This window comes from Ralstonia sp. 22111 (genome assembly GCF_052045895.1).
Taxonomy (GTDB): Bacteria; Pseudomonadota; Gammaproteobacteria; order Burkholderiales; family Burkholderiaceae; genus Ralstonia; species Ralstonia wenshanensis.
The window spans coordinates 26,689-35,068 of the sequence record NZ_JBQEPR010000015.1 but is presented as its reverse complement, the minus strand read 5'-3'; the positions used below and the strand labels follow the sequence as shown (position 1 = coordinate 35,068).

General features: G+C 64.6%; 6 protein-coding genes. 2 read left to right on the top strand and 4 right to left on the bottom strand.

Annotated elements, in window-relative coordinates:
* The first annotated feature begins 420 nt into the window (after positions 1–420).
* Together ACTJK4_RS24830 and ACTJK4_RS24825 are read left to right on the top strand one after the other, a co-directional pair.
* On the top strand, positions 421–1,509 hold the full coding sequence (locus tag ACTJK4_RS24830; RefSeq protein WP_440819188.1) for a collagen-like triple helix repeat-containing protein: 1,089 nt from the start codon (positions 421–423) through the stop codon (positions 1,507–1,509).
* 168 nt (positions 1,510–1,677) lie between these two features.
* Positions 1,678–1,986, top strand: coding sequence for a putative quinol monooxygenase (locus tag ACTJK4_RS24825; protein ID WP_232038708.1), 309 nt, complete (start codon positions 1,678–1,680; stop codon positions 1,984–1,986).
* Between the two features lie 81 nt (positions 1,987–2,067).
* On the opposite strand, the gene prpF is transcribed toward ACTJK4_RS24825, so the two are convergent.
* The 4 genes from prpF to prpB all read right to left on the bottom strand — a co-directional run bounded on the left by prpF (position 2,068) and on the right by prpB (position 8,256).
* Complete coding sequence (prpF, locus tag ACTJK4_RS24820; RefSeq protein WP_440819187.1) at positions 2,068–3,252, bottom strand: 2-methylaconitate cis-trans isomerase PrpF; 1,185 nt, start codon at positions 3,250–3,252, stop codon at positions 2,068–2,070.
* Positions 3,249–5,846 carry a Fe/S-dependent 2-methylisocitrate dehydratase AcnD gene (gene acnD / locus ACTJK4_RS24815; protein WP_343620456.1) on the bottom strand — a complete coding sequence of 866 codons (2,598 nt, stop codon included), beginning with the start codon at positions 5,844–5,846 and terminating at the stop codon, positions 3,249–3,251. The genes prpF and acnD overlap by 4 nt, the downstream gene beginning before the upstream one ends.
* Before the next feature lie 308 nt (positions 5,847–6,154).
* Positions 6,155–7,324, bottom strand: a complete 1,170-nt coding sequence (prpC, locus tag ACTJK4_RS24810; RefSeq protein ID WP_433867677.1) for a bifunctional 2-methylcitrate synthase/citrate synthase — start codon at positions 7,322–7,324, stop codon at positions 6,155–6,157.
* A gap of 35 nt (positions 7,325–7,359) precedes the next feature.
* Positions 7,360–8,256, bottom strand: coding sequence for a methylisocitrate lyase (gene prpB, locus ACTJK4_RS24805; RefSeq protein WP_027679535.1), 897 nt, complete (start codon positions 8,254–8,256; stop codon positions 7,360–7,362).
* Between the last annotated feature and the right edge of the window lie 124 nt (positions 8,257–8,380).

The window sequence follows — 8,380 nt, the reverse complement described above, 5'->3', positions numbered from 1 at the left end:
TGCGGACAGATAGAGCTGTAAACAATGCGGCTGGCTGCGTAGATTCTCGACTTTTGCCGGGAAGATGCACAGGGACACACCGGAGCGAGGCGAGCCCAAGGGCACCAGGGAGAGCTCCGCCTTCAAATTCGATTTATGCAACAACGCCAATTTGGAGCATTGCCTCCAAACATAATCAGAAACGCTTGCCGCCAAGCGAACGTTTGCGCCACGGTGGCACTGCGCTTGGCGGCGATTTCCTGCCCGCAAATGGCTTCAGAGCAGGGATCGCCGGCGTTTGACAATGTTTGCAATTGCCATCGACTCGGTTAATAGACTGCATTTGAAAGCGCTATGCGGTGATTCGGATAGCGCGCCGATAAAGATCGAATCAGGCAAAAGTGCGCATTATCAAGCGCATTTTTAAAACGGGAGGCAGACATGAGGACATTGCAACGAGGGACACTGGTTTCGGCGGCCTTGGTGGGCCTGCTTGTGCTGGGCGGTTGCGCCAGCTCCGGCTCGGGCGACATGAGCGGTACCTCCGGCAGCGACGGCAGCTCCGCCAGCAACGGCGGCGGCTCCGGTTCCAACGGTTCTGGCGGCACGACAACGACTGCATCCACCACGCCCACCGGCGACATCGCCTACAAGAGCGGCGGGGTGGTGACGGCCACGGGGGACGCAATCAGCAGCCTGGGGTCGACTGTCGGCGGCAGCAATCTGCCGGGTGCGTCGGCGCTGGGCAACGTGGTCGACAACGTGGGCAATACGGTGTCGGCGCTCGGCACGGGGGTGCAATCGGGCCTGGGTAGCATCGGCACCAGCTCGAACCCGGTCGGCACCACGGTATCGAGCACCGGCAATGTGGTGACACAGGCCGGGAACACCGTCGATGCAACGGGCGCTCTGGTGAGCAGTCTCGGCACCGGACCGCTGCAACCGCTGTCGCCGGTGACGTCACCGGTGGGCGGTGCGGTTTCGCAGGTGGGGCAGGCGGTGGCCGGCGCGGGTGGCACGCTCGGCACGGCCCTGTCGACCGGGCCGGTGGAGCAGGTCACGCAACAGGTCAGTTCCGCGGTGGTGCCGCTCACCTCGCAGGTGACGACGGCCACGCAGACGCTGGGTAACACGACAGGCCTGGGCGCGCCGGCAACCAATCTGCTGCAGACCGTGGGTGACGGGGTGGCGAATGTGGGCACGTCGCTCACGGCGACGAACACGCCGGTCGTGTCGGGCCTTGGTGGCGTGGTGACGGCCACGGGCAACACGGTGGCCGCGTTGGGCGGGGTGACCTCCACACCGGGTGGTGCTACGTCGGCCAACCCGCTGGCACCGATTACCGGCGCACTGGGCGGCAGCAATCCGCTGGGGAGTGTGACGGGCGCATTGGGCGGTCCAGCCGGCGGCGGCACGACGGCGCCGGTTGGCTCGCTGGTCACCAGCGTCGGCACTTCGCTCACATCCACCGGGGCGACCACGCCGCTTGCGCCCGTCACGGGTGCCGTCGGCGGCGCGCTGCTCCACTGAGCGCATGCAGCCACGGCGGGCCGGTCTGTGCGTCTGGCCCGTCATCGAGCCGTTACCGCCGTGTGCGGAACGGCTCGCACGCGTGTTCGTATGACGCGGCCTGCCGGTTTTCGGCATAGAGTAGGCCTGACCGCGCCACCCCCTCTGCGCGCGTATCAGGAGACTTCAATGATTCAGTACGCATTGTTTGCCAGGCTGACTGCCAAACCGGGCAAGGAACAGGCCGTCGCCGATTTTCTGTCGGCGGGTCTGCAAATGGCCAACCAGGAAGCAACCACACCCATCTGGTTTGCACTGCGCATTGCGCCCAACGTCTTCGGCATCTTCGATGCGTTTGCCAGCGAGCAGGATCGCCAGGCACATCTCGACGGCCCGATTGCCAAGGCGCTCATGGCGAATGCGGCCGAGCTGCTGGCCTCACCGCCCGAGATCGCGCCCATCGAGGTGCTCGGCATGAAGAACACCGGCGCAAGCTGAGTTCCGAGAGAAAAAAAGAAACCGCCGCATCCAGCCATCAGCCGGATGCGGCGGTCTTGTTAACGTGCGCCGCTCGCGGGTTCAGCCCGGCACGCGCACCCAGCCTTCCATCAGCACACGTGCGCTGCGGCTCATGATGGCCTTGGTGACCGTCCATTCGCCGTCCACCAGCTTGGCCTCTGCGCCCACGCGCAGCGTGCCCGACGGATGCCCGAAGCGGACCGCGCCACGTTCTCCACCGCCCGCGGCCAGGTTGACCAGCGTGCCCGGAATGGCCGCCGCCGTGCCGATGGCCACCGCCGCCGTGCCCATCATCGCGTGGTGCAGCTTGCCCATCGACAGCGCGCGCACCAGCAAGTCCACATCGCCCGCGCCGACCTGCTTGCCGCTCGACGCCACGTAGTCCTTTGGCGGTGCGACAAACGCCACCTTCGGGGTGTGCTGCCGCGTGGCGGCTTCATCGATGCTCTTGATCAGCCCCATGCGCACCGCGCCGTACGCGCGGATGGTCTCGAACATCGCCAGCGCCTTCGCATCGCCGTTGATGGCGTCCTGCAGCTCGGTGCCCGTGTAGCCGATGGCCTCTGCGTTGATGAAGATCGTCGGAATGCCCGCGTTGATCATCGTCGCCTTGAGCGTGCCCACGCCGGGCACGTCCAGGTCGTCGACGAGGTTGCCGGTGGGGAACATCGCGCCGCCGCCGTCGCCGTCTTCCTCGGCTGCGGGGTCGAGGAATTCGAGCTGCACTTCCGCCGCCGGGAAGGTGACGCCGTCCAGCTCAAAGTCGCCCGTCTCCTGCACCGCGCCGTTGGTGATGGGCACGTGCGCAATGATGGTCTTGCCGATGTTGGCCTGCCAGATGCGAATGACGGCGACGCCGTTTTGCGGCACTCGGCTCGCATCGACCAACCCGTTGCTGATGGCGAACGGGCCGACCGCTGCGGAGAGGTTGCCGCAGTTGCCCGACCAGTCGACAAACGGCTTGTCGATGGAGACCTGGCCAAACAGGTAGTCCACGTCATGGTCCGGGCGCGTGCTTTTGCTGAGGATCACCGTTTTGCTGGTGCTCGACGTGGCGCCACCCATGCCGTCGATCTGCTTGCCGTACGGGTCGGGGCTGCCGATCACGCGCATGAGCAGCGCATCACGCGCCGCGCCGGGCTGCTGTGCGGCCGCCGGCAAGTCCTGCAACCGGAAGAACACGCCCTTGCTGGTGCCGCCACGCATGTACGTGGCGGGAATCTTCACTTGCGCGGGGTGGCTCATGCTGCCTCCTTTGAAGACTCAAGGAAGTCCTGTGCGAAACGCTGCAGCACGCCGCCTGCTTCGTAGATCGACACTTCCTCGTCGCTGTCCAGGCGGCACGTGACGGGCACTTCCACGCGTTCGCCGTTCTTGCGGTGGATGACGAGCGTGAGGTCTGCACGCGGCTTGCGTTCGCCGATCACGTCATACGTTTCGGTGCCGTCAATGCCCAGCGTCAGGCGCGTGGTGCCCGGCTTGAACTCCAGCGGCAGCACGCCCATGCCGATCAGGTTCGTGCGGTGGATGCGCTCGAAGCCCTCGGCCACGATGGCTTCCACGCCAGCCAGGCGCACGCCCTTGGCGGCCCAGTCACGCGAGCTGCCCTGGCCGTAGTCGGCACCGGCAATCACGATCAGCGGCTGCTTGCGGTCCATGTAGGTCTCGATGGCTTCCCACATGCGCGTGACCTTGCCTTCCGGCTCGATGCGCGCCAGCGAACCCTTCTTCACCACGCCATCCACCACGGCCATCTCGTTGATGAGCGTCGGGTTGGCGAAGGTCGCGCGTTGCGCGGTCAGGTGATCACCGCGGTGAGTGGCGTACGAGTTGAAGTCCTCTTCCGGCAGGCCCATCTTGGCGAGGTATTCACCGGCGGCGCTGCTGGCCAGGATGGCGTTGGACGGCGAGAGGTGGTCGGTCGTGATGTTGTCGCCCAGCACGGCCAGCGGGCGCAGGCCCTTGAGCGTGCGTTCACCAGCCAGCGCACCTTCCCAATAGGGCGGGCGGCGGATGTAGGTGCTCTGCGGGCGCCAGTCGTACAGCGGGCTCACGTTGGCAACAGACGCGCTGCGCTGCTCGAACATCGGGATGTACACCTTGCGGAACTGCTCCGGCTTGACGGCCGCACGCACGATGGCGTCGATCTCTTCGTCGGTCGGCCACAGGTCCTTCAGCAGGATCGGCTTGCCGTTGGCATCGGTGCCGAAGCTGTCACGCTCGATGTCGAAACGCACCGTGCCCGCAATCGCATAGGCCACCACCAGCGGCGGGGATGCGAGGAACGCTTGCTTGGCATACGGGTGGATGCGGCCGTCGAAGTTGCGGTTGCCCGACAGCACAGCCGTGGCGTACAGGTCGCGGTCGATGATCTCTTGCTGGATCTTCGGGTCCAGCGCGCCGCTCATGCCGTTGCAGGTGGTGCAGGCAAACGCGACGATGCCGAAGCCGAGCTTTTCGAGTTCGTGCTTGAGGCCGGCTTCTTCCAGATACAGCTCAACGGCCTTGGAGCCCGGCGCCAGCGAACTTTTCACCCACGGCTTACGCGTCAAGCCCAGGCGATTGGCGTTGCGCGCCAGCAGCGCGGCGGCAATCACGTTGCGCGGGTTGCTGGTGTTCGTGCAGCTCGTGATGGCCGCGATGATGACTGCGCCATCGGGCATCTGGCCCGGCGTTTCTTCCCACTTGCCGGCGATGCCCTTGGCGGCCAGGTCGGTCGTCGCCACGCGCGCGTGCGGGTTGGACGGGCCGGCCATGTTGCGCACCACGCTCGACAGATCGAAGCGCAGCACGCGTTCGTATTCGGCGTGCTTGAGCGTGTCGGACCACAGGCCCGCGGTCTTGGCATACGTCTCGACCAGCTTGACCTGCTCGTCGGTGCGGCCGGTCAGCCGCAGGTAGTCGAGCGTGTTGTCGTCGATCGAGAACATTGCCGCGGTGGCGCCGTACTCGGGGGCCATGTTGGAGATGGTGGCGCGGTCGCCCAGCGTGAGCTTGGATGCGCCTTCGCCGTAAAACTCGAGGTAGGCGCCCACCACTTTCTGCTTGCGCAGGAATTCGGTCAGCGCCAGCACGATGTCGGTGGCGGTGATGCCGGGCTGGCGCTGGCCGGTCAGCTCCACGCCAACGATGTCCGGGAGGCGCATCCATGATGCACGGCCGAGCATCACGTTTTCGGCTTCCAGGCCGCCCACGCCGATGGCGATCACGCCCAGTGCGTCGACATGCGGCGTATGGCTGTCGGTGCCGACGCAGGTGTCGGGGTAGGCCACGCCGTCGTGCGCCTGGATGACCGGCGACATCTTCTCCAGGTTGATCTGGTGCATGATGCCGTTGCCCGCCGGGATCACGTCGACGTTCTTGAACGCGAGCTTGGTCCAGTCGATGAAGTGGAAGCGGTCTTCGTTGCGGCGGTCTTCAATGGCGCGGTTCTTGGCGAAGGCATCGGGGTCGAAGCCGCCGCATTCCACCGCCAGCGAGTGGTCGACGATCAACTGCACCGGCACCACCGGATTGACCTTGGCGGGGTCGCCGCCCTGGTCGGCAATGGCGTCGCGCAGGCCGGCCAGATCCACCAGCGCGGTCTGGCCCAGGATGTCGTGGCAGACCACGCGCGCCGGGAACCAAGGGAAATCCAGATCGCGCTTGCGTTCGATGAGTTGCTTGAGTGAATCGGTGAGGGTGGCGGGGTCGCAGCGGCGGACCAGGTTTTCGGCCAGCACGCGTGACGTGTAGGGCAGCTTGTCGTAGGCGCCTTGTTTGATGGCTTCTACAGCTTCGCGAGCATCGAAGTAGTCGAGCTTTGTGCCGGGGAGGGGCTTTCTGTGGGTGGTGTTCATGGTGCTTGTGCCTGCCTGGTGTTCGGTCTGCGGTTGATGCTGTTGTGCATCCACCGGTTTCGTCCCCTGCCGGGGCCGACTCACTTTCTTTGTCTTGCCAAAGAAAGTAAGCAAAGAAAGGCGCGCCCGAGATGGCGAAAGACTCCTTGAATTTATGTCGCAGAGAGGGGAAGGGGAAAACTCGCTTCGCTCAGACAGTTCCCCTTCCTTTTTCCTCTCTGCAACAAAAATTCAAGGCGCCATCTAGGGCCGGAACGTCAACGGCCAAACCGTCTGTGGTTTGTGATTGACGTTCCTTTCTTGCCTTCTTACGGGCGCTTGCCGATCGGTACGAACTTCAGGTCGTCGGGGCCGGTGTAGTTGGCGCTCGGGCGGATGATCTTGTTGTCGATGCGTTGCTCGATGATGTGCGCTGCCCAGCCCGACGTACGCGCGATCACGAACAGCGGGGTGAACATCGCGGTCGGCACGCCCATCATGTGGTACGACACGGCGCTGAACCAGTCCAGGTTCGGGAACATCTTCTTGATGTCCCACATCACGGTTTCCAGGCGCTCGGCAATGTCGAACATCTTGGTGTTGCTGGCTTCCTTCGACAGCTTGCGCGCGACTTCCTTGATGACCTTGTTGCGCGGGTCGGACACGGTGTACACCGGGTGGCCGAAACCGATCACGACTTCCTTGGCTTCCACGCGGCGGCGGATGTCGGCTTCTGCCTCGTCCGGGGTGTCGTAGCGCTTCTGGATTTCGAATGCGACTTCATTGGCGCCACCGTGCTTCGGGCCGCGCAGTGCGCCGATCGCGCCGGTGATGGCCGAGTAGATGTCCGAGCCCGTGCCGGCAATCACGCGGCCGGTAAACGTCGATGCGTTGAACTCGTGCTCGGCATACAGGTTGAGCGACACGTGCATGGCGTCAACCCACGACTTCGGCGGCTCCACGCCGTGCAGCAGGTGCAGGAAGTGGCCGCCGATGGAGTCGTCGTCCGTTTCGACTTCGATGCGCTTGCCGTTGTGGCTGTAGTGGTACCAGTACAGCAGCATCGAGCCGAGCGATGCCATCAGGCGGTCGGCAATGTCACGTGCGCCGGGGGTGTTGTGGTCGTCCTTCTCGGGCAGCACGGTGCCCAGCACCGACACGCCGGTGCGCATCACGTCCATCGGGTGCGCGGAGGCGGGCACCCATTCCAGGGCGGCCTTCACATTGGCGGGCAGGCCGCGCAGCGCCTTCAGCTTGGCCTTGTAGGCAGCCAGCTCGGCCTTGTTCGGCAGCTTGCCGTGCACCAGCAGGTGGGCGACTTCTTCAAACTCGCACGCGCCGGCCAGGTCGAGGATGTCGTACCCGCGGTAGTGCAGGTCATTGCCGGTGCGGCCCACGGTACACAGGGCGGTGTTGCCGGCCGTCACGCCCGACAGGGCCACGGACTTCTTCGGCTTGAAGGCGCCGGTGTTCGGCGTGCTGTTATCGGCTTCGCTCATGGTGTGGTCTCCTTGGATGCGTTGGGTTTGTAGCGTTATTTCTGTGCGGCAAACAGCGCGTCGAGCTTGTCTTCATACGCGTGGTAGCCGAGATATTGGTACAGATCGGCGCGCGACTGCATGGTTTCCACGGCGGCCTTCTGGGTGCCGTCGCGCATCACCGTTTGATAGAAGTTGAGCGCCGCTGCGTTCATTGCACGGTAGGCGCCGCAGCAGTACAGCGCGATATCCACGTTGGCGCTGCGCAGTTCGTCGGTGGTAAAGAGCGGCGTGCTGCCGAATTCGGTCAGGTTGGCGAGGATGGGCACCTTCACGGCGGCCTTGAAGCGGCGGTAGTCGTCCAGCGTCTTCATGGCTTCCGGAAAGATCATGTCGGCGCCTGCTTCCACGTAGGCAACGGCCCGCTCGATGGCCGCGTCGATACCTTCGGAGGCGGCTGCGTCAGTGCGGGCCATGATGACGAAATCGTCATCGGTGCGGGCATCCACGGCGGCCTTCACGCGGTCGACCATTTCGTCGGTGGAAACGACTTCCTTGCCTGGGCGATGACCGCAGCGCTTTTGGCCGACCTGATCTTCCAGGTGCACGGCGGCCACACCGGCCTTGATGAACGAACGAATGGTGCGTGCGATGTTGAAGGCGCCGCCCCAGCCTGTGTCGATATCGACCATCAGCGGGATCTGCACGGCGTCGGTGATGCGGCGCGCGTCGATCAGCACGTCTTCCATCGTGCTGATGCCCAGATCCGGAATGCCCAGCGAGTTGGCAGCCACGCCGCCGCCCGACAGGTACACGGCCTTGAAGCCGGTCTGCTCGGCCATCTTGGCAGCGTAGGCAGTGATGGCGCCCACCACTTGCAGCGGTTGGGATTCAGCCACGGCGGCACGGAATTTGGCGCCGGCGCTGGTGGGGTGTCGTTGCGTTGTGCTCATGTCTGGCTCCAGAAAGATCGGCCTAAGAGAGCAGGAAGCGGGCCACCCAGGCAAGCCGCTGTAACCCCTTGATTTGTATGAATGTGATGTTGACGCCCGGGCGCACACCATTTCAAAAATGAAA